We start from the raw sequence: 25500 nt of genomic DNA on the forward strand, positions 1-25500 counted from the left end.
CTTTTCATGAGGTTCTCCCTGTTCTATCCAGTCGCCGTGGCCGGCGCCGCGGAGCTCGGGACCGGCCTGCTCGGCCTGGATCGGCAGCGTTACCAGACCACGATCAACGAACTCCGCGAGCAGGCGATCTGCGCCGACGAGTCCGGCTGGACCTCGCTCATGCTCGCCGAGCACCACTTCGAGGTGGAGGGCTACCAGGTCACCCCGAACCCGCTGCTGCTCAACGTCTACCTGGCCCAGCACACGACCCGGCTCCGCCACGGTCAGATGGGCCTGGTCCTGCCCAACTGGAACCCGCTCCGCCTGGCCGAGGACATCGCGCTGGCGGACCACATGACCGGCGGACGGCTGGACATCGGGCTGAGCCGCGGCTACCAGAACCGCTCGGTCGGCGTGCTCGGCCAGCACTACGGCGCCAACGTGGCCGGCAGCGGCAAGGCCGAGGTCGAGGCCCGCAACCGCAGGGTCTTCGAGGAGTGGTTCGAGGTGCTGCGCCGCGCCTGGACCGAGGACCTGTGGTCGTACCAGGGGGAGTTCATCGAGATCCCGGTGCCCGGCCTGGAGTGGCCGCACCCCGTCTCGGCCCGGCTCGGCGCCGGGGTCGAGGACGGCGAGATCAGGCAGATCGCGGTGGTGCCCAAGCCGCTGCAGACCCCGCATCCGCCGCTGTTCACCACGCTCACCCAGAGCGCGGCCACGCTGGACTGGGCGGCCAAAGTAGGCAGCACTGTCGTCACCATCGCCACCGACCAAGAAATGCTGCGCGGCATCGTCCAGGGGTACGCCGACCTCGCCACCGGATACGGCCGCCCCACCCTGCCCGGCGAGGGAGTGGCGATCTGCCGGGGGATCGCGGTGGGCAGGACGCACGAGGAGGCGTGGGAGACCGCCCGGCAGGGTATGTCGATCACGGCCGACTGGCTCGGCGGGTTCGGGTTCTTCGAGGCCTGGCGGCTGCCCGGCCAGGAAGGCCCGGTGCCGCGCACGCTGGAGCAGATGGCGGCGGCCGGAGCCATGCTGGTGGGCACCCCGGACGAGGTGGGTGAGCAGGTGGAGCGACTCCGCGACGAGCTGGGCGTCCAGCACTTCGTGTTCATGGCGGCCGCCGGCGCGACCGAGCACGCCCGGATGCTGGACACCATCCAGCTGTTCGGCGAGCACGTGATCGCCGGCGTGCCGGTGTGAGCCCGTCGTTCGACGGCCACATCCGATCGGTGCGGCGCGGCCTCGCCGCCCTGGATCTGCTCGTGGCCGCGGCCCCGAACACCGTGCGGGTCGTCGACGTGGCCGAACATCTGGAAGTCGATCAGGGTACGGCGTCCCGCATGCTGGCCACCCTGGTCGAGTCGGGATACGCCAGCCGTACGCCGGATCGGCGGTTCACGGTCGGGCCCAGGTCGCTGCCGATGGCGACGCACTGGATCTCCCGGCTGCGGAACGCGGCGGCGGCGCCGATGGCCCGGGTGAGCCGGGCCACCGGTGAGATCGTGCTCCTCAGCCAGCTGCTCGGGAGCCAGGACGTGCCGATCGCGTATCTGCCGGGCCGGGACGGGGACCGGCACGGGCTGACGGCCGGTTTCACCTCGACCTACCCGCTGTGGGCGACGGCCAGCGGGCGGGCGCTGCTGAGCCGGCTGTCGCCCGCGAACCAGGTGCAGCTGCTGCCGCCGGAGCCGTACCCGCGGCTGACCCCGCGCACCACCAGCGACTGGCAGGGGCTGCGGGACACGATCAGGGAGGGTTCGAAGCGGCGGGTGTACATCGAGCAGGACGAGGTGATCGCGGGGTTCTGGTGTGCTTTCGTGCCGCTGGAGCGGTGCGTGGGCGGGGAGTTGCTGGCCATGGGCGTGGTCGTGCGGGGTGAGCTGTCGGGGCGGCAACGGGCGCGCATCCTGAACACGCTCGCGGCCGAGACGCGGGATCTGGGGTTCGCGCTGACCGCGTGATCAGGCGGCGCTCCGGCGGAGCACCTCGGCCAGCGGCGTCGCCGGATGCCCGGTGATGTCGGGTACGGCGCTGCTGACCCCGTCCATCTCGCCATTCGCGAGGGCGGTGTAGGTGGACACCCAGGCGTCCACCAGCCAGCCGGGGGCGTTGTAGGAGGAACGCGACGCGTAGGCTTCCTCGATCGTTTCCTGCTGGTAGCGGACGGGGTCGCCGGTGACCTCGGTGATGATCTCGCACATGTCCGCGAGGGTGAGGGCTTCGGGGCCGGTCAGGTCGTGGGTGAGGCCGGTGTGCGGGGCCGGATCGCGGAGTACGGCCGTGGTCACGTCGGCGATGTCGTCCTGGGCGACCACGGAGGCGCGGCCGGTTCCGGCGGGGCCGCGGATCACGCCGTCCGCGCCGACCATCATGGGGACGAAGTCGGCGTAGAGGTTGTCGCGGAGGAAGGTGTGGGGGAGGCCGGTGGTCTTGATGTGTTCCTCGGTGGCCCAGTGGTCGCGGGCCAGGGTGAACGTGGACGTGGGGCCCGCGCCGTAGAAGGAGATGTAGACGAGGTGGCCGATGCCGGCCTCGGCGGCGGCGTCCACGAAGGTGCGATGCTGGGCCAGGCGGCCGGCGTCCTCGGCGGCGGAGACCATCAGGACCGTGTCCGCGCCGGTCATCGCGGTCCGGCAGGCGGTGTGGTCGCTGTATTCCGCGGTGGCCACCGTGGCGCCGGGCAGGTGTGGCGCTCTGGCCTGGTCGCGGACGAGCAGGCGTTGCGGCACTCCGGCGGCGGCCAGGCGGCGGGCCACCCGGCCGCCCAGCCGGCCGGTGGATCCGGTGACGACGATCAGCCCCATGAGGTCATCATGGCATCAGGGGGTGGTGAGCGAGTTCAGCGCGGTGCGGTAGTCGTCGTCCACGTAGTAGTCGATGTGGCCGCGGATGGGGGAGTCCGGGGGCGGGGAGACGGGGTCCCAGACGGCCTGGTCGATGTCGGTGGTGACGGGGCCGCCGATGGGGTCGGAGTTGCGGTAGAGGTTGTTCCAGGGGGTGGCGTGCTGGACTTCGCGCAGGGTGGTCATGTCGAAGTACGTGGGGAAGTAGCGGGCGTACAGGCGGCGCAGGGGGGAGCCGTGGGTGAGCAGGCGGGTGGACGGGCGGGCGGCGGGGTCCAGCTGGAGCACGACGGCGGCGGCGATCACGCTGCCCTGGCTGTGGCCGGAGAGGACCACGATGTTGCCGTCGGCGATGAGGTGGTTGACGCGGGTGATGAGTTCGGGGACCACGCGTTCGCTGTAGCAGGGGGGTGCGAAGGGGTGGGTAGCGCGGGGCCAGAACGTGCTGATGTCCCAGAGCACGCCGACCGTGCGGCGCAGGCTGGGCAGGCGGTAGGCCGCGTATCCGACCACCATCAGGGCGACCACGAACACGATCAGGATGATCGCTCCGGCCAGGACCAGGGGAGGCGAGGGTTTCGTGGTCATCTGGGTGGTGAGGATCACGCCGACCAGGATGAGGGTGCCGATCGCGGTCAACGCGATGGTGGCGAACACCGCCTGCGCCCTGTCGGTGAGCGCCGCGGCGGCCCAGGCTTTGCTCACGCGTTCGTGTTCGGGTTGCGGGTAGTGGGAGGAGATCAAGTCGTTTGTGTTGCGGGCGGTTCGGCGGTAGGTCAGCCAGAGCCATAGCGCGAGGGCGATGAGCATGAGAACCGCGATCGGGACCGCGTAGAGCGCCCACGCGAACGACTCCGGGAGCACGATCGCCTCCGGGACCTGGAATCGCGAGAACGCAGGGGTTCCCACCATTTCAGCGACGATGAACGCCGCGCCGATCGCCAGCGCCGCCGTGTAGGTCCAGGCGATGAGCATGGTGGCCGGCGCCGCGAGCCCCATCAGCGCGCGCCCGTAGCGCTTGTCCCCCGAGGTGTCCTCATGACCCCGGGCGAGTATCGCCACACCGATCGCGACCACGACCATCAACACGATCTGCGTCCAGAAAACGCTCTCCACCATGGGATCGAAGCCCGGGAGCGCTCCAGGGGTCGCTTGCTTGCCGGGTCCGGAGAGGGGGATGAGCAGGGCGGCCACATAAACGAGCAGTCCGGCCCAGCGGAGGCTCGTACAAAAAGCAGTTAGGAGGCGCTCGCGCTCGGCCTCCGGGTCCTTTCGGGTTGCCGCCTGGGGTAAAGCGACGGTCAGGACGATGGCGGCTCCGATGATGGCTTCTGCGGTCAGGAGCCAGGGGTGGGGGTCGGCGAGGGTCAGGGTGGTGGCGATCAAGGTGAAGCCGAAGCCGACGTGGAGGGAGCGGAGGCGGCCGACTGGGGGGCCGCCGTTCCACATGCGGCGGCGGGTGAGGAGGGGGCCGTCGGAGGGAGGGGCGCCTTGGGGGACGGGGATTTGGTCGGTGTGTTTCCAGGTGCGGCTGCTGAGGAGCCACATGAGGGAGAGGGCCAGGGCGGGGATGAGGGAGGAGAGGGACAGGCGGAGGGAGATGTCGTTGGCGTTGAGGGTGCCTATCCAGGAGAGGGGGCCGCCGAAGGGGGTGAGGGAGGATTGCCAGGCGAGGATGTTGAGGTAGACGCCGGTGAAGCCGAACAGGGCGGTGGCGGTCAGGGAGAGGGCGAAGAGGCGTTGCAGGGAGTCGATGGTTTTGCGGAGGGGCTTGCTGCGTTCCCTGCCGTCGATGATGCGGTGGGGGGTCATGAAGAAGGCGATGTTGACCAGGGCGAAGGGGAGGAGCAGTAGCCAGAGGGCGCGGGTTCTGGAGCCGGAGGTGAGGCCGCCCCAGACGTAGGCCTGGCGGATCCAGCCGGGGGTGGGCTGCGGGTCGGGGCGGTAGAAGCCGACGCCGCCGGAGACGCCGTCTTCGAGGAGCTTGCCGGGCTTATCGGAGCCGGGATAAAGGACAGACCCGGGGGAGGCCCCCGCGACGCCGTGGATGCGTAATTCGACCTTCATCGCGTGCCACTTCCTGCTCAGCCCCGATCTTGAAAGAACCTGGTGCCTCAGTGTCCGCGCCGGTCGCGGGTGGTCACAGTCTCCGTAGAGTGCGTCCGCCGTACCCGAGTATTCTGGTGAACTTGACGTAACGATCAGTGGGAGCTCCAGCAGGGGGGCAGGGCAGGTGGGAAATCGGGTGGGTCTCGTGCGACACTCAGGGAAGGCCAGAAATCTGGTGAAATTGCTGCTTTGGAGCGAATATGCGCGTTGATCGGGCTGGAACCGATCTGCCCGACGTATCCGGCTTAGCCAACCAGCAGGCCGGTCCGACCATATTGCGTATCCTGGTCGGCGCGCACCTGCGCCGATTGCGCGAGGCCAGAGGCATCTCCCGGGAGAAGGCGGGCTACGCCATCCGCGGCTCGCACTCCAAGATCAGCCGCCTCGAGCTGGGTCGCAGCAGCTTCAAGCTCCGCGACATCGCCGACCTGCTCTCCCTGTACGGCATCCGCGACGAGGCCGAGCGCTCCGCCCTCCTCGCCCTGGCCGAACAGAGCAACGAGCCCGGCTGGTGGGACGAGTTCAAGGATGTCACGCCCGAATGGTTCGAGCCCTTCCTCGGCCTGGAGCAGGGCGCGTCCGTGATCCGCGGCTACGACGTGCAGTTCGTGCCCGGCCTGCTGCAGACCGAGCAGTACGCCACGTCGGTCATCAGGCTCGGCCACCCCGACCTCCCCACGGCCCAGGTCGAGCGCCGGGTCACCCTGCGCATGCGCCGCCAGGAGATCCTGGAGCGGCACGACCCGCCCCGGCTCTGGATGATCGTGGACGAGGGCGCCCTGCGCCGCCAGATCGGCGACCCCGCCACCATGCGCGGCCAGCTCAAGCACCTGACCACGATGGCCAGGCGGCCGCGGGTCACCCTCCAGGTGATGCCGTTCTCGGCCGGTCACCCGCTGGGCGGCGGCCCGGTCACCCTGCTCAGGTTCGCGGAGGACGAGCTGGACGACGTCGTCTATCTCGAACAGCTCGCCCACGCGATCTACGTCACCAAGGCCGCGGAGCTGGCGCCGTACTGGCACTTCATGAACCAGCTCGGGGTGCGCGCCCTGCCTCCGGACGACTCCGTCGAGATGATCGAACGGATCATGGCGGAGGACTGAGACTTTACTTTCGCCCGACCCCGCAGAGCCCGTCGACCTCGGCCGGCGGGCCGAAGGGGTCGGGGTCGGGCCGCCACAGCGTGATCGACACGATGCCCGGGTCCACCAGTTCCAGGCCGTGGAAGAAGCCCGCCATCTGCTCCCGGTCGCGCAGCGTGTACGGCGGCATGGCCGCGCTCGCGTTGAGATTCTCCTGGGCCTCGTCGAGCGCCGGTCCGGTGACCACGTTGGAACCGTCCCACATGGCCAGGTAGCTGCCCCGGGGGAGCGGGTCGAGCAGGCGCTTGACGATGCCGTAGGGATCCTCGCTCTCCTGCACGTAGCCGAGGATGCCCATCAGCATGAGCGCCACCGGCTGGTCGAAGTCGAGCGTGCCCGCGGCGGCTTCGAGGATCCGGTCGGGGTCGCGCAGGTCGGCGTCGATGTAGTGAGTGGCGCCTTCGGGGGTGCCCACCAGCAGGGCCCGGGCGTGCGCGAGCACCAGCGGGTCGTTGTCCACGTAGACCACGCGCGCCGTCGGATCCACCCGCTGCGCGAGCGTGTGGGTGTTGTCGACGGTCGGCAGCCCGGTCCCGATGTCCAGGAACTGCCGGACCCCGGCCTCGCCGGCCAGGTAGCCCACCATGCGCGCCAGCAGGTGCCGGGAGAGCCGGGCGATGGCCACGATGTCGGGGAACGCCTCCCGGAACTGGTCACCGGCCTCGCGGTCCACCGGGTAGTGGTCCTTCCCGCCCAGCCAGTAATTCCACATTCGAGCCGAATGCGGCACCGAAGTGTCGATCTGGGGATCGAACTCTAATTCGTCAGCCACGCGAGACTTCTCCTACGTTGTCGCATCTGTCGGTAGCGACAAACTTAGTGGCCGCGAGCCGCGACATGCCGGGAAAAACGGGCACCCAGCCGGGTGCCCGTTTCTCCGGTCAGACGACGGTGACGCTGTACGTCGCCCCCGCCACGGTCGGGAAGGTGATCACATCATTGGCCACGGTGTGGCTCACCGTGCCGGTGCCGACGCGGGTGACCAGGACGGTCCTGCCGGGCCACGGGTTGGCCAGCCGGACCTGCTTGCCCGTCCCGCTGGTGATGTCCACGTAGCCGACCTGCCCGCCGGAGCGGGCGCTGGACACCACGAACGCGTTCTTGGCCCGCAGCTTCACGAACGAGCCGTTCTTTCCGGACGGCCAGACCGGGAACACCCGCATGACGCCGCCGTCGGTCTGCAGCAGCATGCTGTTGACGGCCTCGATCGCGCCCGCCTTCTCCAGGCCGTGGTTGCCGTCGTACACCCGGCCGTTCTGCATGAGCTTGGTGGTCAGCTGGCCCTTGAGCTTGTCGATCAGGCTCTGGGCCGGGTAGCCGACCCTGGCGGCCTGGGTGAAGACCTTCGGGAAGCTGTTCTCCTGGCCCCAGGAGTTCATCTGGTCCAGGCTGGTGATCGCCACCTGCCGGTCGGCGGCCGGGCTGCTGAGGCCGAGCACCTCGCCCGGGTGGATGAACTCGAGGTTGACGGTGTTGTCGCCCGGGCGGAAGACCCGGGTGTCGCCGCCGGTCATCGTGCCGGGGTCGGCCAGGGCGTACACGGTCTGGCCGTTCTGGGTGGTGCGCGGGATGGGCGGCAGCGCGTTGATGATGTTCTGCCAGGTGGTGCGGTCGGCGGCGTCCACGTTCAGCTCGACGCTGGCGTTGACCAGGAAGGTGAGCACCTGGCGGAGCATGCCCAGGTCGGGGCTGGAGTTACGGCCCCAGGTGCCCTCGTGCGGCCCGGCCCAGAGCCGGTACCTGCCGCTGGCCGAGTCGAACTCCAGCCACGCCTTGAAGAAGGTCGCGATCTCCTTCAGGAAGGGATACGCCTTGGAAGTCAGGAAATTTCGGTCCTGGGTGTACTCGTAGTACGAGACGTACTGGGTGGCGGTGAACAGGGAGTTCGCCACCTGCTGGTGGTAGGAGCCGTCCGAGGTGAAGGTGAACGGGGTGATGCCGACCGGGAAGAGCACGCCGCCCGCGATGCCGTTGGGGAAACGCGCGGCGACGTAGTCGGCTTTGACCCGGTTGAGTTCCTGGACCGACTTGCGCCTGGCCTCGGGCAGGAAGGTGGTGACCAGGTCGTAGAAGGGGAGTGCCAGGTCGGCGCGGTTGCTGGAGTAGACGCCGTAGTAGTTGGCCTGCCAGTTGTAGTTGAGGTGCATGTCGCCGCCCCACTGCGGCCAGTCGGTGGTGGCCCAGATGCCGTACAGGCCGGAGGCCGTCTTGCCCTGGCGCAGCGAGGAGCCGAGCAGGTAAAGCGAGCCGTAGTAGAAACGTTCGAGCAGGTCGTCGTCCAGGTCCGCGTAGGACTTGAGCCAGTACTGCTTCCACCATTCGACGTGCGCGTTGTAGAGGCCGTCCAGGGACCCGGAGTTCTGGGCGTCGGCCAGCCCGCGCGCGGCCGGGGCCGGGTCGGCCGGGTTCATGCCGCCGCCCGCGACGCCGGTGACGATATGCGCGGTCTGGCCTGCGGGCAGGTCGAAGACGATCCGCCCGGCCGCGCCGCTCGCGGTCGGGGCGCCGATCTGGGTGCCGCCGACGACCCGGGTGGCCATCGAGGCCCGGGAGACCGGGTTCGAGCCGCCCGCGGTCTGCCTGGTCGCCCAGACGGTGTTGCCGGAGACGCCGGAGGTGCTGGTGAAGCCGCTTCGGGCGTCCGGGGTGCCGGTGGCGGTCTCGACCTGGAGCCGGACGGTGGAAGTGCCCGTGGACTGGATCCTGGTCACCATCAGGTTGTCGTCGGCCGCCGTCCAGGTGCGCATCGAGACGGGCACGCCGCCGATGCTCATTGAGGTGTCGATGTCACCCTTGAGGATGTTCTGCTCCTCCAGGAACGGCCCGGGCGGCGGGTTCGTGCCGCTGCCGTTGTAGAGCTCGAACTGGCCGATCCTGGCGCGCGGGTTGTTGATCGAGTCCTGCGTGGTGCCCTGGGTGGGCTCGGTGATGTTGAGGCGCAGGTAGCGGACCGTGGTCGACGGCAGCGTGCGGTCGGTGACGTTCGCCGTGTTGTTGGTGACGGTGTCGACCGTGTTCCAGGTGCTGCCGTTGGTGCTGGTGGCCAGCGTCCAGTTCTTGGTGTTGTTGGCGGTCTCGGCCGGGCGGGCCGCCGCGTCGTGCCGGAGCACGTAGCGGGTGAAGGTCTTGGCGGTGCCCAGGTCGAGGGTGAGCGTCTGCGGCTTGCCGATGTCGGAGACCCAGCCCTCGTAGCCGGCGCCCCACTGGCCGCTCACCGCGCGGCTGGCCGGGAAGGCCGGGTGCGTGCTGGAGGCGGTGGCGGTCGCGCCGAGCGCCAGGTTGGCGGATCCGGTGCCGCCGCCGACGGGGGTCACCTTCACCGTGCCGAGGGCGACGAGGGAGTTGCCGCCGTTGACGGTCCAGAAGTTGCCCTTGGAGACGGCGAAGGTCTTGAAGCCCTCGCCGCCGCCGGAGGTGATGGCGATGTCGCCGTTGCCGGCCAGCGCGGTCTCCGGCATCGTGCGGCTGACGAAACCGGCGTAGTTCTGGCTGGTCCAGCGGCCCTTGACGGCGCCAACCAGCTGCTGGACCGCGGTCCACTGCTGATCCGGGGTCGGGGTGGCGGCTGCGGCTGGCTCGGCGGCCAGCAGGGTGGCGAGAAGTGCGGAGGCGATGGCGGCGGGTAAGAACCCGCCCCGGCGTCGCTTCATGGTGCCTCTCTTCAGTGCTTCAGTGGCGGTGGGTGTGATCCGGGTGCCGAATATCCCCGGGGTGTTCGAATCCGGGCAGAAGGGTCGCCCGGGCGCAGCGGGCATCGGCCCACAGCGCGAATTGACGGCGCCGCCGCGCGCCCAGCAGGTCCGCCCGGATCCCGGGCGCCGCCTGCTCGTACGTGATTCCGCGATACCGATCTTGATTGTTCGAGAAATATTGGGAAATTTCGGTTTCTGGGATGAGCTGGTGGGCGGTGAGGGCGCGGTACAGGGCTTGCGCGAGGGGGTTGCCGGACAGGACGGCCGCCATCACACTGCCGAGTTCCAGCCGGGCGGTCGGGGTGAGCTCCAGCGGCGGGCCGCCGGGCACGATCCCGCGCCTGGCGGCTTCGTCGGCCACGATCTGCTCGGCGATGAGGATCTGGGTGACCCAGCGGCGCAGCTGCCGCCCTTCCGCCGTGCCGTCGGCGGGCAGGAGTTCCCCGCGCGGGCCCTGGCGCAGGCGCCGTACCCGCCGCTCGACCGTCTCGACGGTGATCGGCGTCTCGCCGACCAGGGCGGCGATCACCGGATCACCATCGGCACCGCCGGGGAGTACGACACCCGCCCGAACCACATGCACTTGACCAGCAGCCACCAGGTCCCCGGCCGGGCCCCGAGCGGCACGTCGATGTCCACGGTCAACCGGTCCCGGGAGCCGGCGGCCACCGCGATCGGGTGCACACCGGGCCCGGCCAGGTCCCAGGTGCCCCACGGGCTGATCACCTGGGCCTCACCCCGGATGTCGAACCGCGCGGTGTTCCGCAGCCCGACCGTCCACCGGGCCCGCTGCCCCGGCGCGAGCTCGATCGGCTCCACGTCCACCAGCAGCGCCCCCGCGCCGGGCTGCCCGCCGACGAAGACCACATCCTCATGGACCTGCCCGCCGTGCTCCAGCTGTACGGCCACCGGCCACGGCCCCGGTTCGGGTTCCCCCGGCGGGGTGAGCGTCACATCGAAGCCGGTCCAGTCGCCGGGCGCGAGCCGTACCACCTGATCGGCAGGGGAGGCGTCCCAGCCGGGCGGCGGGACGACCTGGAGTTTGCCCTCGGCCTCGATGTCGGTGCGGTCGCTGGCCAGGGTGACGTGCACGGTGCCGCCGTCGAGGCGGGCGTGCACGCTCATCGGCTGGTAACCGATCGGCCCCGAGCCCCGGTTGTGCAGCCAGAACCGGGAGAAAACCGGCTGGGCGGGCTCCGCGTCGCGCCCGAGAGACTCGGAACCCTCCTCATCGGTGTCAGTGTGCAGGACATAGGTGGCGATCTGGCTAGGGGCGAGCGCGGCGTGCAGGGCGCCGTCGCGGGTCTTGGCCTCGCCCGTCTCCACCTCCAGCACGTCGGCCAGGGCCGCCGTCACGAACGGGACCTGCGAGCTCAGCTGGAAGGAGACGTCCCGGCCGTGCGGCTCGTACAGCCGTGCCGTGAAACTGCCAGGTTCCGCCTGGCCGCGCCCGTGCGCGGTGGGGTTGCCCGCCGCCTTGAACGCCGCGAGCACGGCTTCGCCCGCCGGTTCGACGGTCAGCAGCGACGCGGTCGCCGGGAGAGGGCCGTCGTGCGCCTCCTCGACGACCGCCCGGAGCGGGTGACTGAAGTCGTGCGCGCGCGCCACCACACCCGCGTCCCGCCAGTCGCCCGCCCCAGAGGCCAGCGCGTATTCGAACGAGTGGCTCCAGTGCTGGAGCTGGAAACCGCTGCCATCCGGCGCGGTCCGCCGCGGCGGGTCGATCCACACCCCGGACGGCCAGCCGGTGCACGAACGCATCAACGACAGGTGCAACCGCCCCTCCGTGTCCACGGCGAAGCCCGGAATGCCCCGGTTGAGCACGGCCACCGTGCGGTTCTCAGCCGGTTCGCCCGGATCCACCGCGCAGGCGACCTCGATGACCGAGTCGGCCAGGTCGGCCACCACGGCCGCGACGGCGGCCCGCAGGTCGGGACCCGCGATCACCAGCACCGGCAGGTCGCCGGCCGCCCGCAGGTCCGCGTCCGGCCGGAACGTCTCGGCCGGGCCACGCGCAGCCGGGATCCACAACACCCCGGGCTCCCCGGCGGCCAGCAGCCGCTCCAGCTCCGCCCGATGGCGCGAATCCGCCAGAACCTCGGCCGCGAAAACGTTATCCTGCGGCCCGCCGATAACAATGCGCACGTCCGGCAGGTTGGAGTCAAACGAGAGCAGCCCATAACGGTTGCCCTCGGCGTGCGTCGTGGTCGCGGTGACCCCCGACTGCGCCAGCCGGATCGCCAGGTCGCGGCCCAGCTCGGCGGTGTCCTCCTCACGCGGCACGACGATCTCCGCCACCCCGAAGGCCGCACCCGCCGACACCCGCGCCATCGAGCTCAGCCCGAACCACTGGTACGCCGGGTTGTCCAGCGTCCACGGATGGCGGGCGGCGTCCACGTCCGGGTGCGCGAACGGCCGTCCCACCACCGCGTGCCCGACCTCCGAGACCGGTTTCGCTCCCGGGATCGCGCACGGCCAGCGCAGCCGCAGCAGCTGGTCGGACCCGTCGAAACCGTCCAGGTGCGTCACGCAGTCCACCCGGTTCACGCCGTGCCACAGCGTGATCACCTGGGTGTACCGGATCGTCCCGAGCGCACCGGTGACGGTGATCCGCTCCCCGAGAGGAGACCGCTCGGCCCGCACCGACAGCGCCGGAGCGGACGCCGAACCCGCGGACGCTCCGGTGGGCAGCAGATGCCAAGGGCCCTCACGGAAGACGGGATGCTCGTGATACTCCTCGTAGACCACGATCTCGTTCCCGGCCTCGCCCGGCGTGATCAGCTCATCGCCGGTCGCCATGTCCACCAGGCTGACCACGGCGCCGCCACGCGCCGGATCGACGGTCAGCCGATGGTGACCGTTGGCGATCGTGACCCGGTCCACGTCCCGCCACCGCGTCGGATCGACCGTGGCCGGAACCGGGTGCGGGAACCCGGCCAGCACGTATGTCCGGTAGCCCAGCGAAGGCACCTCCGCCACGAACACGATCTCGGCCCGCTCGCCGTCCTCGCCCTCCACCACGGCCGGGACCGGCACGCCATGCTCGTCGGTCAGACCGCGAAAGGGCGCGGGCACGCTAACCCGGACCACGTCCGTACGCGGCCAGGCCAGCGCGTTGAACACCGTCACCCGATGCCCCTCGCCCCCGGCCCGGTTGTCCACCCGGGCCGCCAGGTGCCGGATCGCGCCGTCGTGCACCTGCCTGGCCAGGTCGTACGCCTCCCGCCACCCCGCCAGCAGATCCAGATAGACCTGATCCGACTCGGTCCCCGTGATCGCGTCGTGGTGCGCGCCGTACACCAGCTGCCGCCACGCCTTGTCCAGCGCGGCCTCCGGATAGCCGGCGTCCCCCGCCAGGCAGGCCAGCGCGGCGAACTTCTCCGCGTCCAGCAGCTCGTTCTCGGCCGCCCGCTGCGCCTGCTTGGTGTCGATGTAGGAGACGTCCTTGCCGGTGTAGATGGGGTTCATGTCCCGGCTCTGCGGCGACAGCCGGGCTCCCGTCTCGGCCAGCTCCGCCGACACCGCCGCGAAGAAGTCCCGGGGCAGCGCGCACACGAACTTCGGCCAGGCGTAGCGGGTGGGCCAGTCGCGGTGGATCTCGGTCAGCCACTTGTTCGGCGGGCTGTAGTCGGTGCCGACGGGGACGAGCACGTTCTTGGTGGCGGAAACCTTCTTCATGCGCAGGAACAGGCCGTAGACCGACTCCTCCGCGTCCGGGAGGGTCTGCGCGGAGTCCATCGACCAGCCCGCGCTGTAGTGCGCCGCCATGTAGTGCGTGAGCAGCCCCCGCCCGCTGGGCGAGATCCACTCGAACTCGCTGCGGAACTGCATCCCCGACGGGTCGCCGTGCGGGGTGTCATAGGTCCCCATCTCCAGCGTCGGACCCCACTGGTGGAACGGCCCCCGCGCCCACGCGCTGGAGGTCAGCCCCGCGTCCGCCATCAACCCGGGGAACTGCGGATCGTGCCCGAACGAGTCCAGCTGCCACGCCGTAGCCGGAGCGCCCCCCAGGATGTCCCGCTGGAACCCGACCCCGTACACCGCGTTCCGGATCGTCGTCTCCGCCCCGGTCAGGTTGGTGTTCGGCTCGTTGTACGTGCCACCCATGATCTCCAACCGGCCCGCGCCGACCAGCTTCCCGATGATCTCCCGGTTCTCCGGGAACGCGTCCCAGTACGGCTTCAGGTAGTCCACCTCGGCCAGCACGAACCGGTAGTCGGGATCCCGCCTGGCCAGCTCCAGATGCGCGTCGATCAGCTGGAACGCGGTGAACTGGAAGCTCATCCGCACGTCCTGGGCGTCGGGTAGGGCGTCCCACTCGCTCGCGTACCCGGCCTGGGTGTTCCACCACACGGGGTCGTAGTGGAAGTGCGACACCAGGAACACCGTCCAGCCGGGTTCGGCGACGGTGAGGGAGCCGGGGGCGGTAGCCGTACCGGCGGGGCCGGAGGCCGTCACCACGACGGACAGCACGGAGCCGGGCGGCGCGCCGGTGGTCACCGGGATCTCGTGCAGGCCGGTGCCGGGGACGCCGGTCAGGTGTCCCTCGGCGTCGCCCGAGACGCGCAGGTCGATCGGGGAGTCGGCGGAGGTCCGGACCCGGAGGATCTGGCGCGGGGCGTCGTCGGGCCCGGCGAACAGCTCGGTGGACTCGACGGCGTCGATGGTCAGCATGGAGAGCCTTTGCAAAGAGAGGGAACGGGACGAAAGGCGCGGCTAACCTTTGACCGCGCCTCCGGTCAGGCCCTTCACGAAGTTCTTCTGCAGGGCGAGGTAGAAGATCAGGATCGGGAGGGTGGCCAGGAACATGAAGGCGAACAGGTCGCCGAAGTCGGATTCGTACTGGCCGATCGCCCGGTAGACGCCGACCGTCACCGTGGTGCCGCTGTCCGGGCCCAGCACGATCAGCGGGGTCAGGAAGTCGTTCCAGATCCACACCCCGAGGAAGATCAGCACACTGGCCGAGGCCGGGCGCAGCAGCGGGAAGACGACCTGCCAGAACACCCGGAACCTGCTCGCGCCGTCCAGCTCGGCCGCCTCCTCCAGCTCGCGCGGCACGCCCTTGACGAACCCCATGAACAGCAGCACGCCGAACGGCACGTAGTAGCCGACGTTCACCAGCACCAGGCCCTGCAACGTCGCCATCAGGTCGAACGCCTTCAGCACCGACGTCACCGGGGACAGGATCACCGGAATCGGGATCATCAGCCCGCACAGCAACGTCACCAGCAGCACCTTCGCGAACAGCCGGGTCGAGCGGGCCAGGTAGTGGCCGAGCATGGCCGACAGCACGGTCAGGATCGTGATCGACAGCGCGGTCACCGCGATGCTGTTGACCAGGCCGAAGGTGAACAGGTTGTCCTCGCGGGCGAACACCCCGCTGATGTTCTCCAGCGTCGGCGGCAGCGGCAGGCTGGCCGGGCTCGGCAGGATCTCCTCGCCCGGTTTGAAGACGTTCACCAGCATCAGGTAGAGCGGCAGGAAGAACGCCGCGCCCACGAAGATCGCGACCAGGGGCCGCAGCCAGGCATGCGTGCGCGCGTCGATCACTGAGTCACCTCTCTCATCGCGTCACCTCACGTCGCTGGAGCACCCGGAGCACGACCACCGAGACGCCCGCGACCAGCGCGAGCATCACCGCGGCCAGCGCCGAGGAGTAGCCGATCCGGTTGCCGACGAAGGCCTCCTTCACGACCTGGAAGGCCATGGTCGCGGTCGCCCCGGTGCCGGGACCGCCGTTGGTGATCACCTGGATCTGGTCGTACGCCTTGAAGCCGGTGATCAGCAGCATCACGGTGTTGATGGTCAGCGCCGGGGCCAGCATCGGCCAGGTCACGTTCCTGAACCGGGCCAGGCCGCCGGCGCCGTCGATGGCCGCCGCCTCCTGGAGCTCCCGCGGCACGCCCTGCAGCCCCGCCAGGTAGACCACCACGCAGAAGCCGAGCATCTGCCAGGTGATGATCCACGCGATCGAGTACAGCGCCAGCTCGGGATCCGACAGCCAGCCGGGCGGGTTCGCCACGCCCAGGCCGCGCAGCGCCGAGTTGAGCAGCCCGTCGTCGGTGAGCACAGAGCGCCAGATGACGCTGATCACCACCGAGCTGAGCACCACCGGGGTGAAGAACACCCCGCGCAGGGCCAGGTAGAGCTTGGACGGCCGGTCCAGCAACATCGCGATCAGCAGCCCGCCCACGTTCGCCAGCACGGTCACGATGAGCGTGATGATCACTGTGTTGGCGAGCGCCTGCAGGAACTCCGGGTCGCTCGCGAGCGTGACGTAGTTCCGGAACCCGACGAACTCGGTCGGCGGGTTGAACGGGTTGCGGTTGGTGAAGCTGTAGTAGCCCGTCATCAGGATGGGCAGCAGGACGAACAGTCCGTACGCCAGCAGACCGGGCAGGGCGAACAGGGCGAAGCGCCCCAGCTTCGGCGTCAGCCGGGCTCGGGCCGATCGCCGAGCCCGGGATGTGCGCGGCGGCGTGGCGAGCGCGGGCTCGCCACGAACCGCGTGCTTGGTGTCAGCCATCTACTGGGTTGCCTTGGCGTACTGCTCGTCGAGGTAGGCCGCGAACTCCTCGGCCGTCTTCTTGCCGGTGATCAGGTCCTGCACCGCCGTCGCCGCGGCGTCGGCCAGGCCCGGCGGCAGCGAGGCGTCCCCGGCCTCCTGGGAGAAGGCGTTGACGATCGACCCGTCCTTCATGCCCTGGTCGTAGATCGCGACGGTCGCCTGGTAGACCGGGCCCATGTCGGTCGGCGGGACATAGCCCTTGATCGCCGGGATCGACCCGTCGGCCTTGACGAAGGCGTCGTTGTTCTCCTTGTCCTCGTCGAACGCCAGCGCCCACTTCTTGGCCAGCTCGACGTTCTTCGCCGAGGAGCTGACCAGGGTGCCGCCGCCGGTGAAGGTCGGGGTGACCGGGGAGCCGTCGTCGGACGGCCACGGGAACGCGCCGATCTCGAAGCTCGGCTTGTTGTTGTCGGCCGAGGTCGCGAACCACGAGCCCATCGGATACATGGCGCCCTTGCCGTCCCGGAAGGCCTGCTCGCCGTCGGCGTAGGAGCGGCTAAGCCCGGCCTTGTCGATGTAGCCGTTCTTGGCCAGATCGGCGATCTTGCCCGCCGCCTTCACGAAGTCGGGGTCGCTGAACTTGACCGCGCCGGTGCGCCGCTGGACCAGCCAGTCCGGCGTCTTCTTGTAGACGTCGGTGGCCACCGTGCCGGTCAGCGGATACATGTCCGCCCAGGTGTCCGCGCCGCCACCGCTGACGATCATCGCGGTGAACCCGGCCTTCTTCAGCTTGGCCGACGCGTCTAGAAGCTCCTGGTACGTCGTGGGCGTCGCGGTGATACCCGCTTTGGAGAACTGGTCCTTGTTGTAGTAGACAACCGGGATGACCTGCGTGTTGTACGGCAACTGGTACACCTTGCCGTCGATCGCCCCCGCCGCCGGCGCGGTGAAGTTGGCCAGTTCCTCCGGCGTGAACGGAGCGAGCTTGCCCGCCTCGGCGAATCCGGCCGGGTTGACCGACTGCAGGATGTCCGGCAGGTTTCCGGCGGCGTCGAGCTGCTTGGCGTACGCGGTCCGGTCCACGTTCGGCGTGACCAGCTTCTTGATCTTCACCCCCGGTACCTTGGCGGTGGCCCGGGCGATGGCGGCGTCCCAGAACGCCGCGTTCAGGTTGGGCGTCTCGAAGACCAGGAAGGACAGCTCGACCTCGGCCGCCGCCCCGCTGGCGGCGGGCGCGCCGGACGGCTCCTGCGTACCCATTCCGCAACCCGCGGCCACCAGCATGCTGGTCACCGTTAATGCTATCGATCTGCGCACAAAAGTGGATCTGCGCACTGCACAGCCCTCCTTGCTCCAGTTCGGCTCCCCGGAGCCGGGGTGAGATAACGTTATCCCGAAAGGTAGAGTGTTACTGCGAGGTTTCAAAGAGCGAGGACGGCAACGAATTGGTCACATCCCCCGGATGGCCAAGAACGGCGATCATGAGAATGATGGGCACATGCACGGTGAGGTGAACAAGCGCGGCAGGACCCGGCGGCCGACGATGGTCGACGTGGCCCGGGAGGCGGGCGTGGCCCTGCGCACGGTCTCGCGGGTGGTCAACGACGACGCGACGGTCGGCTCCGAGCTGGCCAAACGGGTGCACGACGCGATCGCCGCGCTCGACTACCGGCCGGACGAGCGGGCCCGGCACCTGCGCCTGGGCGTGACCGGCACGCTCGGCGCGGCCGTCCGCCAGCTCTCCCACGTCAACCCGGTGCTGCGCGCCGTCGAGCGGGCGGCCAGGGCGGCCGACCTGATGGTGCTGGCCGCCTCCACCGAGGACGACGAACGGCTGGAACGCCGGGTGGTCGAGTCGATGTGCCGCCGCCGCTTCGACGGGATCGTGCTGGAGCCGATCGGCGCCGACCACGGCTACCTGCTGCCGGAACTGGCCGCCGGGCTCTGCCTGGTCGCCGTGGACCGGCCGGTGCTCGGCCTGGACGTGGACTGCGTGATCTCCGACAACGTGGCCGGCATCCAGGCGGCGTACGCGCACCTGGCCGCGCACGGCCACCGCCGCATCGCCTACGTCGGCGACGACGAGCGCATCTTCACCGCCCAGGAACGTGCCACCGCGTTCCGCGCCTGCGCCGCCGAGGCCGGAGCGGCCTTGGACGGCATGGTCCACACCGGCCCGATCGAACCGGCCAGGATCGTGCACGCCCTGGCCACCGCGCTGGAGGGCCCCGATCCGGCGACCGCGATCATCACGGGCAACGCCACGATCAGCGTCGAGGTGGTCCGCAGCTTCGACGACAGGAGGGTGGCCATCGTCGGGTTCGACGACTCCGAGCTGGCCACCTTGTTACGGCCGGACCTGACCGTGGTGGCCCAGGACGACCAGGCCATCGGCTCCACCGCCATCGACCTGCTCAGGGCCCGCATCGCCGACCACAACCGCCCGGTCCACCGGGTCACGGTCCCGGTGGAACTGCTCGCCCGGGGTTCGGGCGAGCAGCCCCCGTGATCAGGTGCCCGCCGCGCAGACGGCCCCGTTCCTGGGCGCCTTCCCCGTCAGCAGGTACGCGCTGACCTGGCCGTTCACGCACCTGGACTGAAAGAAGGCGGTGTGCCCGTCCCCGTCGAAGGTGAGCAGCACCCCGGACTCGAACTGCCGCGCCAGCGCCTTGGCCTGCTCGTACGGCGTGGCCGAGTCGCGTACCGTGCCCACCACCAGGATGGGCGCCGAGCCCTTGGCCGGTAGCGACTGGGGCACCGGGGACGGCTTGGCCGGCCACTCCGCGCACTCGTCGGCGGTGTCGTCTCCGTCGGAGAAGTAGTCGCCGAACAGCTCCGGCTTCCCGCCTTTCCCGCCTTTCCCGGCGTTTCCGGAGGAGGCGACCGGCGTGCCCCGCGGCCGGTCGGCGCAGTTGACCGCGCGGAACGCGTCGTCGATGTTGCTGTACGTTCCGTCCGGTCCCCGCTCGTGGTAGGAGTCGGCCAGCGCCTGGAGTGCCGTGCCGTCGCCGCCGAATCCCCCGGCCAGTGCCACCCGCAGGTCCGGCCAGCTGTCGGAGTCGTACAGGGCGGACATGATGCCGGTCAGAACCACCGGCTCGGTCACCTTCCTGCCGTCCGTTGTGGCGGGGAGCGCTTCGCGGTCGGCCCGCTTCAGCAGTTTCCTGGTCTCGGTGAACGCCTTGGCCACGGTACGCCCCTTGAACGGGCAGTTCGCGGCCTTGAAGCAGTCCGTCACGAAGGCGGTGTAGGCCACGTCGAAGCCCTTGCCCTGGCCCGCGGCCGCCTCGTTGCCGGTGAGCGCCGGGTCCATCGCGCCGTCCAGGGTCATCGCCCTGACCCGCTTGGGGAACAGGTCGGCGTAGACCGCGCCCAGGTAGGTGCCGTAGGAGAAGCCCAGGTAGGTCATCCGCTCGTCGCCGAGCGCGGCCCGCAGCACGTCCATGTCCCTGGCCGCGTTGAGCGTGCCCACATGCGGCAGCAGGCGGCCGGAGTTGCGCGCGCAAGCCTTCAGGTAATCGCGGTCCGCCGTGGCCAGCGCCCGCTCCTCGGCCTTGGTCTCGGGGGTGTCGTCCACGGCGAAGTACGCGTCCTGCTCCGGGCCGGTCAGGCAGCGCACCGGCGCCGATTCGCCCACCCCGCGCGGGTCGAAACTGACCAGGTCGAACTGGGCCCGCAAGGCCGGGCTGAAGGTGCCCTTGCCGCCGCGCAGGAACTCGAGCCCCGACCCGCCCGGGCCGCCGGGGTTGGTGACCAGGGAGCCGATGCGTTTGCCGCCGCCGGCCGGCAGCCGGATCACCGAAAGCTGGATGGTCTCCCCACCGGCGTCGCGGTAGTTCAGCGGCACGGTCAGCCTCGCGCACTGGAAACCGTCGCCACAGCCGGTCCAGCTGAGCCGTTGGGTGTAGAACCTGCCCAGATCGGGCTTCTCGGTTGCGGGCTGGTTGGCCCGGGCCGGCGACGCGAAGGGCGTGGCGAGCAGGCCCACGCCCAGCATCGTGATAAGTCGGGATGCGCGTCCCATATCCGTGTCCTTCGGGGTTGATTCGGATAGCAGGCTCAACCCGAATCGGCGCATCCCGCGCTTGCGGGGTTCTTGGGGTCGCTATTCCTTGATCGCTCCCATGAGGCCATTGGAGCGCTGGAGGAACGGGACGCGGCCATGACCTCGATGTGGCGGGGGACCTGGCTGGGGATCAGATTCCTGGGCGGTAGCACGCGGGGTCGTTGACGGACACCCGGGTCAGGACGCACTCGTTCCAGGTCGGCACGGCGGTCAGGACCGCGATGGTGATGTGCGCTGGGCGAGCCAGCGGCAAGTATACCGATGCGGAAGATGCCACGACCCTGGCGCCAAATGATCTACCACAGGATGCGTGGCTGCTCGCCCGGAGTTCGGGCGAGCAGCCACGTGATCAGACCTGCGCCTCCTGCTTGCAGACGAACCCCTTCTTGGGCGTCTCCAAGGTGATCAGGTACTTGTCGATGACGTCGGAGGAGCAGAAGGAGTTGCCGTAGGCGGTGTGCCCGTCGTCGTCGTTGGTGAGCAGCACGCCGGAGGTCAGGTGCTTGGCCAGGGCCACCGCCTCGCGGTACGGCGTGGCCGGGTCCCGGGTCGTGCCCACCACCAGGATGGGCGGCGCGCCCTTGGCCCGCATGGACCGGGGGACCGGCGTGACCTTGGCGGGCCACAGCGAGCACTCGTCGAACTTGTTCCGCTTCGGGCGCGGGTTGTCCAGGCAGTTGATGGCCCGGAACGCCGGGTCGGCGTTGGTGTAGGTGCCGTCGGCGGCGCGCTGGAAGTAGATGTCGGAGAACTGGATCAGGCCGGTGCCGTCGCCCCGGAACGCCTGGGTCAGCGCCACCCGCAGCTGCGGCCAGGTGAACTTGCTGTACAGCGCCGACCGCCAGCCCCACAGCGCGACGTTCATGGTGACCTTACGGTCGTCGATGGTGGTGGAGAACGGAGTCTTGTCGGCTTTGAGGAACATCGCGTTGGTGCGCTTCGCCGCCTTCAGGAGGTCGGCGTCGGTGCCGCGGCCCTTGAACGGGCAGTCCTTCCGCTTGAAGCAGTCCTTCAGGAAGGACGCGTAGGCTTCGGCGAATCCGTTGCTCTGGCCGGTGTTCTGCTCGGTCTGGGATTTGGTCGGGTCCATCGCCCCGTCCAGGACCAGCGCGCGGATCCGGGTCGGGAACAGGTGGGCGTAGACGGTGCCCAGGTAGGTGCCGTAGGAGAAGCCCAGGTAGCTCATCTTGGGGTCGCCGAGGGCGGCTCGCAGGATGTCCATGTCCCTGGCGGCGTTCATGGTGCCGATGTGGCCGATCAGTTTCGGCGAGCGCGTCCGGCAGGCCTGGACGAAGCGCTGGGCGGTGTTCTCGAGGAACCTGATCTCCGCCTTGGTCTCGGGGGTGATGTCCATCGCGATCTCGGCGTCGCGCTCCTTGTCGGTCAGGCAGTCGAGGCGCGTGGACAGGTTCACGCCACGCGGGTCGAAGCCGATCACGTCGAAGTTCTGCCGGAGCCGCTGGAACAGCGGGGCGCTTCCGAAGACGAACTCCACTCCGGACCGGCCGGGGCCGCCGGGGTTGGTCAGCAGCGATCCGATCTTCTCGCCCTCGCCTGTGGACGGCAGGCGCAGGACGGCGATCTTGATCTGGTCGGCCTCGGGCCTGGCGTAGTCGAGCGGGACCGTCAGCTGGGCGCACTGGACGCCCTTCTGGCAGTCGGTCCAGATCAGCTGCTGGGTGTAGTAGCCCTCGAGACCGGGCGGGGCCGGTGGCATCTCCTCGTCGCCGCGGCCCGGCTGGTCGCCGGTGTCGCCGGTGGACGGCGTGCCGTCGTTGTAGGTGGGCGGGACGTCGGCCAGCGCTGCCTGGGTGGGGAGAACGAGTGCTGTGGCCAGGATTGCGACAGCCAACGTCGTTGTGGTTCGGGCGGCGCGTCCCATAGGTGTCTTCCTTGCTCATGCGGCCGTTCTCGGGTTCCCCGGTATTGCCGCATTTGCGAGTAGACGCCCGCTTGCAAGGTGCTATCAGCCCTTGATCGCCCCCAGCAGGCCGTTCACGAAATACCTCTGAAGGAACAGGAACAGGGCGATAACGGGCAGCACGATGATCAGCGAGGCCGCCATCACCTCGTTGTAGCGCGGCACCTGGCTGGAGATCAGCGACTGCAGGCCGAGCGGCAGCGTGTAGAGCGACGGGTCGTTGATCGACACCCGGGTCAGCACGTACTCGTTCCAGGTCGGCACCGCGGTCAGCACCGCGATCGTGATGTGCGCGGGCCGCGCCAGCGGCAGATACACCGACCAGAAGATCCGCGCCTCCCGCGCGCCGTCCGCCCGCGCCGCCTCCCGCAGCTCCTTCGGAATCGACCGGTACGCCCCCGTGAGCAGCAACACGGTCAGCGGCGCCGTCCCGTTCACGAACGGCAGCACCAGCCCGAGGTGCGACCCCAGGATGCCGAGGTTCTTCTCCAGGATCACCACCGGCAGCAGCATCGTGATCCCGGGCACGAACAGCAGCGACACGAAGAACCAGAACAGGGCCCGCCGCCCGGGGAAGTCGAGCACCGCGAACGCGTACGACGCCAGCGAGTACACCACCAGCACCCCGAGCACGGTCAGCCCGGTCACCACCAGGCTGTTGCGGAAGTACTCCACGAAGTGCAGCTGGTTCCAGGTGGTGACCAGGGTCTCCCAGGTCGGCAGCCGGGGGATGAGATGCCCGCCTTCCAGCACCTCCTCGCGGGTTTTGACCGCGCCCGACACCATCCACAGGAACGGGTAGACGCTGATCACGGCGTAGGCCGTGAGCACCGCGTACCCCGCGATCCGGCCGGCTCTCATCGGACCCTCCTCAGCAGTCGCGCGTTGGCCAGCGTCAGCAGCAGCGCGCCGGCGAACAGCAGCCAGCCGAGCGCGCTCGACACCCCGAGGGTGGCGGCCAACCCTTTGAAGAACGCCAGCCGGTAGGACTGCAGCCCGAGCACGTCGGTATGCCCGCCGGGCCCGCCGTCCGTCATGATCAGGAAGATCTGGAAGCCGTGCAGGGAGTCACGAATCCCCAGCAGCACGATCCCGGCCGTGAGCGGCGTCAGCAGCGGCCAGGTGATCCGGCGCAGCAGCTGGCGCGGCGCCGCGCCGTCGATCCGCGCGGCCTCGAACAGCGCGGGGTCGATGGTCTGCAGGCCGGTCAGGTAGAGCAGGGTCGCGATCGGCACGCTCGACCACACCAGCACGACGATCAGCGTCGGCAGCGCGGTCGACGGGTTGCCCAGGAACCCTTGGGGTTGCGCCAGCGTGCCCAGTCCCAGCGAGCGCAGCAGCAGGTTGATCGCGCCGTCGGGCTCCAGGATGTACCGCCAGGCGTAATACACGGCGATGCCGCTCGTGACGTACGGCAGGAAATACACCGACCGTAAGACCGCCCGCAGCCGTTTCACCGAGTTGAGCACGACGGCGAGCGGCAGCGAGATGGCGACGGTGAGCAGCGGCACCAGCACCATCACCTGTCCTGTGTTCCAGGCCGCCTTGCGTAGCGGGGGAGCCAGCGACGGATCGGCGTAGAGCAGGTCGAGGTAGTTGTCGAAACCGACCCAGATCCAGTTCGGGGTGAAGCCGTTCCACTTGGCGAAGCTGAGCGCCAGGCCGCTGCCGATCGTGTAGACGCCCATCACCGCGAACAGGGCCACGGCGGGGAAGACGAACGCCCACCCGGTCAGGGCGGCCCGCCACCGGCCGGGCGGCCTGCGCCGCCCGGCCACGTGCTGGGTGATCATTCCGACGATTTCCACATCGCGCCGAAGATCTCGTCGAGTTCGGATCCGGCCTGGGCGGGGGTGCGCTCCTTCAGCGGGCTCAGCCTGACCATCGCGTCACCCGGCTTGACCTGGTCGTAGTCCGGCGGGAAGAACGTGTTGTCGGCCGCGTCGTAGGTGCTCTCCGGGGTGCCGGTGAAGTACTTCTGCAGGGCCGCCAGGTCGGGGCCGACCAGGCTCGCCGCGTCCGTGCCCAGGTCGGTGGCGGGCAGGTCGAGCGAAGCCGAGGCGACGATCCCGGCACCCTTGGCCGAGGTGGCGAAGTCGATCCACTTGATCGCCGCCTCCCGGTTCTCAGTGGTGGCGGTGACGCCGAGCGAGGTCAGCGCCAGCGGCGCCATCGCGATCTCCTTCTGCTGCCCGCCGGCCGAGGGCGGGATCGGGAAGGCGAGCACCTTGTCCGGCGACATGCCGTTCTGAGCGAGGAACGCGAGCGTGAACGTGCCGCCCACATTGAAGGCCGACTTGCCCTGCGCGAACGCGATGTCCGCTTCGTCGATGTTGAGCGTGGTGGAGCTGGGCATCCAGTACGGCGTGAGCTGCCCGTACAGCTCCAGGGTCTTGACGCCGTCAGGGGAGCCGAAGCCCTGCGCGGCGCCCTTGGCGAACAGCGCCTGGAACCGGTCGCGGCCCAGGTAGGAGTGGGCCAGCGGCTGATACACCCAGTTGAAGCCGGTCTGGCTCACCTTCAGGCCGAGGGAGAGCCCGCCCGCGTCCGGCTCCTTCTCGGTGGTCGCCTTCAGCGCGGCCAGGAACTCCTCCCACGTCTTGGGCGGCGTGTCCGGGCTGAGCCCCGCGGCGGCGAGCTTCTCCTTGTTGGCGAAGACGATGCCGAACGCGCCGGCCGTGAACGGCACGCTGAACAGCGTCCCCGCCTTGACCTGCTTGAACGGCGAGTCGGCCGCGGCCCGGTCGATGACGGCCTGGCTCATCAGACCGGCCTCCCTGGTGGTCGGCAGCAGCCGGTTCAGCCACTCCGCGCCGACGTCCGCCGACAGGTCGGACAGCAGCCCCGACGCGCCCATCTCCCGGTCCTCGCCGCCCGCGTGCACCTCCAGCACGTCGGGCAGGTCGCCGGTCTGGGCCGCGCTCTGCACCTTGGCCTTGAACACGTCGTCCGGAGTGACCGCCTCGACCACGACACTGATCCCCGTGTCGGTCTTGAACTGCGCCGCCGCCTTGTTCAGCGCGTCGGCATGGGACTGCTTGAACGTCCACATCCGTAAGGACTGCCCCGCCGCCTGGCTCCCTTCCGCGGCAGGCTGCGCGCCGGTGGAACACGCCGCCGCCAGCACTCCGCACAGGGCCACCGTGAGGATTCGCGCTCGATAAGTCATCAGGACCCTTCCGAGTGATGGATGACGCAAATCGTTAAGACTGACCCTGGAATCTACACGCGTGC

18 protein-coding genes are annotated in these 25500 nt (G+C 69.6%); 4 read left to right on the top strand and 14 right to left on the bottom strand.

Annotated elements, in window-relative coordinates; translation table 11 throughout:
• Positions 1-6: 6 nt before the first annotated feature.
• Positions 7-1185 (top strand): LLM class flavin-dependent oxidoreductase, encoded by a 1179-nt coding sequence (locus tag Amac_RS42180; RefSeq protein WP_170322937.1) that lies wholly within the window; start codon positions 7-9, stop codon positions 1183-1185.
• A complete protein-coding gene (locus tag Amac_RS42185) occupies positions 1182-1946 on the top strand; it encodes an IclR family transcriptional regulator (protein ID WP_155360055.1) in 765 nt (254 codons plus the stop codon). Before Amac_RS42180 ends, Amac_RS42185 begins: the two co-directional genes overlap by 4 nt.
• Here Amac_RS42185 and Amac_RS42190 read toward each other — a convergent pair whose 3' ends face one another.
• A complete protein-coding gene (locus Amac_RS42190; RefSeq protein WP_155360056.1) occupies positions 1947-2789 on the bottom strand; it encodes an SDR family oxidoreductase in 843 nt (280 codons plus the stop codon).
• Between the two features lie 15 nt (positions 2790-2804).
• Positions 2805-4895 (bottom strand): hypothetical protein, encoded by a 2091-nt coding sequence (locus Amac_RS42195; RefSeq protein WP_155360057.1) that lies wholly within the window; start codon positions 4893-4895, stop codon positions 2805-2807.
• A gap of 242 nt (positions 4896-5137) precedes the next feature.
• On the opposite strand from Amac_RS42195, the gene Amac_RS42200 reads away from it, so the two are divergent.
• Complete coding sequence (locus Amac_RS42200) at positions 5138-6040, top strand: Sco1979 family transcriptional regulator (protein ID WP_155360058.1); 903 nt, start codon at positions 5138-5140, stop codon at positions 6038-6040.
• A 4-nt stretch (positions 6041-6044) separates the two neighbouring features.
• On the opposite strand, the gene Amac_RS42205 is transcribed toward Amac_RS42200, so the two are convergent.
• The 7 genes from Amac_RS42205 to Amac_RS42235 form a co-directional block, all read right to left on the bottom strand.
• Complete coding sequence (locus Amac_RS42205) at positions 6045-6851, bottom strand: SAM-dependent methyltransferase (RefSeq protein WP_281356403.1); 807 nt, start codon at positions 6849-6851, stop codon at positions 6045-6047.
• A 109-nt stretch (positions 6852-6960) separates the two neighbouring features.
• Positions 6961-9729 carry a discoidin domain-containing protein gene (locus Amac_RS42210; protein WP_170322938.1) on the bottom strand — a complete coding sequence of 923 codons (2769 nt, stop codon included), beginning with the start codon at positions 9727-9729 and terminating at the stop codon, positions 6961-6963.
• Between the two features lie 19 nt (positions 9730-9748).
• Positions 9749-10300 (bottom strand): DUF7158 domain-containing protein, encoded by a 552-nt coding sequence (locus Amac_RS42215; protein WP_218041619.1) that lies wholly within the window; start codon positions 10298-10300, stop codon positions 9749-9751.
• The gene (locus tag Amac_RS42220) at positions 10297-14445 is read right to left on the bottom strand and encodes a glycoside hydrolase family 38 N-terminal domain-containing protein (protein ID WP_218041620.1); all 4149 of its coding nucleotides are present in this window, start codon (positions 14443-14445) and stop codon (positions 10297-10299) included. The genes Amac_RS42215 and Amac_RS42220 overlap by 4 nt, the downstream gene beginning before the upstream one ends.
• 42 nt (positions 14446-14487) lie before the next feature.
• On the bottom strand, positions 14488-15321 hold the full coding sequence (locus Amac_RS42225; RefSeq protein ID WP_218041621.1) for a carbohydrate ABC transporter permease: 834 nt from the start codon (positions 15319-15321) through the stop codon (positions 14488-14490).
• Positions 15322-15334: 13 nt separating this feature from the next.
• Complete coding sequence (locus Amac_RS42230) at positions 15335-16297, bottom strand: carbohydrate ABC transporter permease (protein WP_155360060.1); 963 nt, start codon at positions 16295-16297, stop codon at positions 15335-15337.
• On the bottom strand, positions 16298-17563 hold the full coding sequence (locus tag Amac_RS42235) for an ABC transporter substrate-binding protein (RefSeq protein WP_155360087.1): 1266 nt from the start codon (positions 17561-17563) through the stop codon (positions 16298-16300). It lies immediately after the preceding gene.
• Between the two features lie 214 nt (positions 17564-17777).
• On the opposite strand from Amac_RS42235, the gene Amac_RS42240 reads away from it, so the two are divergent.
• The gene (locus Amac_RS42240; protein ID WP_218041623.1) at positions 17778-18788 is read left to right on the top strand and encodes a LacI family DNA-binding transcriptional regulator; all 1011 of its coding nucleotides are present in this window, start codon (positions 17778-17780) and stop codon (positions 18786-18788) included.
• Here the strand turns inward: Amac_RS42240 and Amac_RS42245 are convergent, their stop codons facing one another.
• The 5 genes from Amac_RS42245 to Amac_RS42265 form a co-directional block, all read right to left on the bottom strand.
• Positions 18789-20303, bottom strand: a complete 1515-nt coding sequence (locus Amac_RS42245) for an alpha/beta hydrolase (RefSeq protein ID WP_246269055.1) — start codon at positions 20301-20303, stop codon at positions 18789-18791. It lies immediately after the preceding gene.
• A gap of 391 nt (positions 20304-20694) precedes the next feature.
• Positions 20695-22197: an alpha/beta hydrolase gene (locus tag Amac_RS42250; protein WP_170322939.1), complete on the bottom strand. Its 1503-nt coding sequence runs from the start codon at positions 22195-22197 to the stop codon at positions 20695-20697.
• A gap of 114 nt (positions 22198-22311) precedes the next feature.
• Positions 22312-23127 (bottom strand): carbohydrate ABC transporter permease, encoded by an 816-nt coding sequence (locus tag Amac_RS42255; RefSeq protein ID WP_155360062.1) that lies wholly within the window; start codon positions 23125-23127, stop codon positions 22312-22314.
• Positions 23124-24074 (bottom strand): carbohydrate ABC transporter permease, encoded by a 951-nt coding sequence (locus tag Amac_RS42260; RefSeq protein ID WP_218041624.1) that lies wholly within the window; start codon positions 24072-24074, stop codon positions 23124-23126. Before Amac_RS42260 ends, Amac_RS42255 begins: the two co-directional genes overlap by 4 nt.
• On the bottom strand, positions 24056-25435 hold the full coding sequence (locus tag Amac_RS42265; RefSeq protein ID WP_155360063.1) for an ABC transporter substrate-binding protein: 1380 nt from the start codon (positions 25433-25435) through the stop codon (positions 24056-24058). Before Amac_RS42265 ends, Amac_RS42260 begins: the two co-directional genes overlap by 19 nt.
• Positions 25436-25500 lie beyond the last annotated feature (65 nt).

Origin of the sequence: Acrocarpospora macrocephala, from assembly GCF_009687865.1 — a bacterium.
In the GTDB taxonomy this organism is placed as follows: Bacteria; Actinomycetota; Actinomycetes; order Streptosporangiales; family Streptosporangiaceae; genus Acrocarpospora; species Acrocarpospora macrocephala.

Excerpts from the sequence above, each read along its gene's own strand:
- Amac_RS42180 (WP_170322937.1), top strand. The coding sequence starts at position 7 with ATGAGGTTCTCCCTGTTCTATCCAGTCGCCGTGGCCGGCGCCGCGGAG.
- Amac_RS42190 (WP_155360056.1), bottom strand. The coding sequence starts at position 2,789 with ATGGGGCTGATCGTCGTCACCGGATCCACCGGCCGGCTGGGCGGCCGG.
- Amac_RS42195 (WP_155360057.1), bottom strand. The coding sequence starts at position 4,895 with ATGAAGGTCGAATTACGCATCCACGGCGTCGCGGGGGCCTCCCCCGGG.
- Amac_RS42200 (WP_155360058.1), top strand. The coding sequence starts at position 5,138 with ATGCGCGTTGATCGGGCTGGAACCGATCTGCCCGACGTATCCGGCTTA.
- Amac_RS42210 (WP_170322938.1), bottom strand. The coding sequence starts at position 9,729 with ATGAAGCGACGCCGGGGCGGGTTCTTACCCGCCGCCATCGCCTCCGCA.
- Amac_RS42220 (WP_218041620.1), bottom strand. The coding sequence starts at position 14,445 with ATGCTGACCATCGACGCCGTCGAGTCCACCGAGCTGTTCGCCGGGCCC.
- Amac_RS42230 (WP_155360060.1), bottom strand. The coding sequence starts at position 16,297 with ATGGCTGACACCAAGCACGCGGTTCGTGGCGAGCCCGCGCTCGCCACG.
- Amac_RS42235 (WP_155360087.1), bottom strand. The coding sequence starts at position 17,563 with ATGCTGGTGGCCGCGGGTTGCGGAATGGGTACGCAGGAGCCGTCCGGC.
- Amac_RS42240 (WP_218041623.1), top strand. The coding sequence starts at position 17,778 with ATGCACGGTGAGGTGAACAAGCGCGGCAGGACCCGGCGGCCGACGATG.
- Amac_RS42245 (WP_246269055.1), bottom strand. The coding sequence starts at position 20,303 with ATGGGACGCGCATCCCGACTTATCACGATGCTGGGCGTGGGCCTGCTC.
- Amac_RS42255 (WP_155360062.1), bottom strand. The coding sequence starts at position 23,127 with ATGAGAGCCGGCCGGATCGCGGGGTACGCGGTGCTCACGGCCTACGCC.
- Amac_RS42265 (WP_155360063.1), bottom strand. The coding sequence starts at position 25,435 with ATGACTTATCGAGCGCGAATCCTCACGGTGGCCCTGTGCGGAGTGCTG.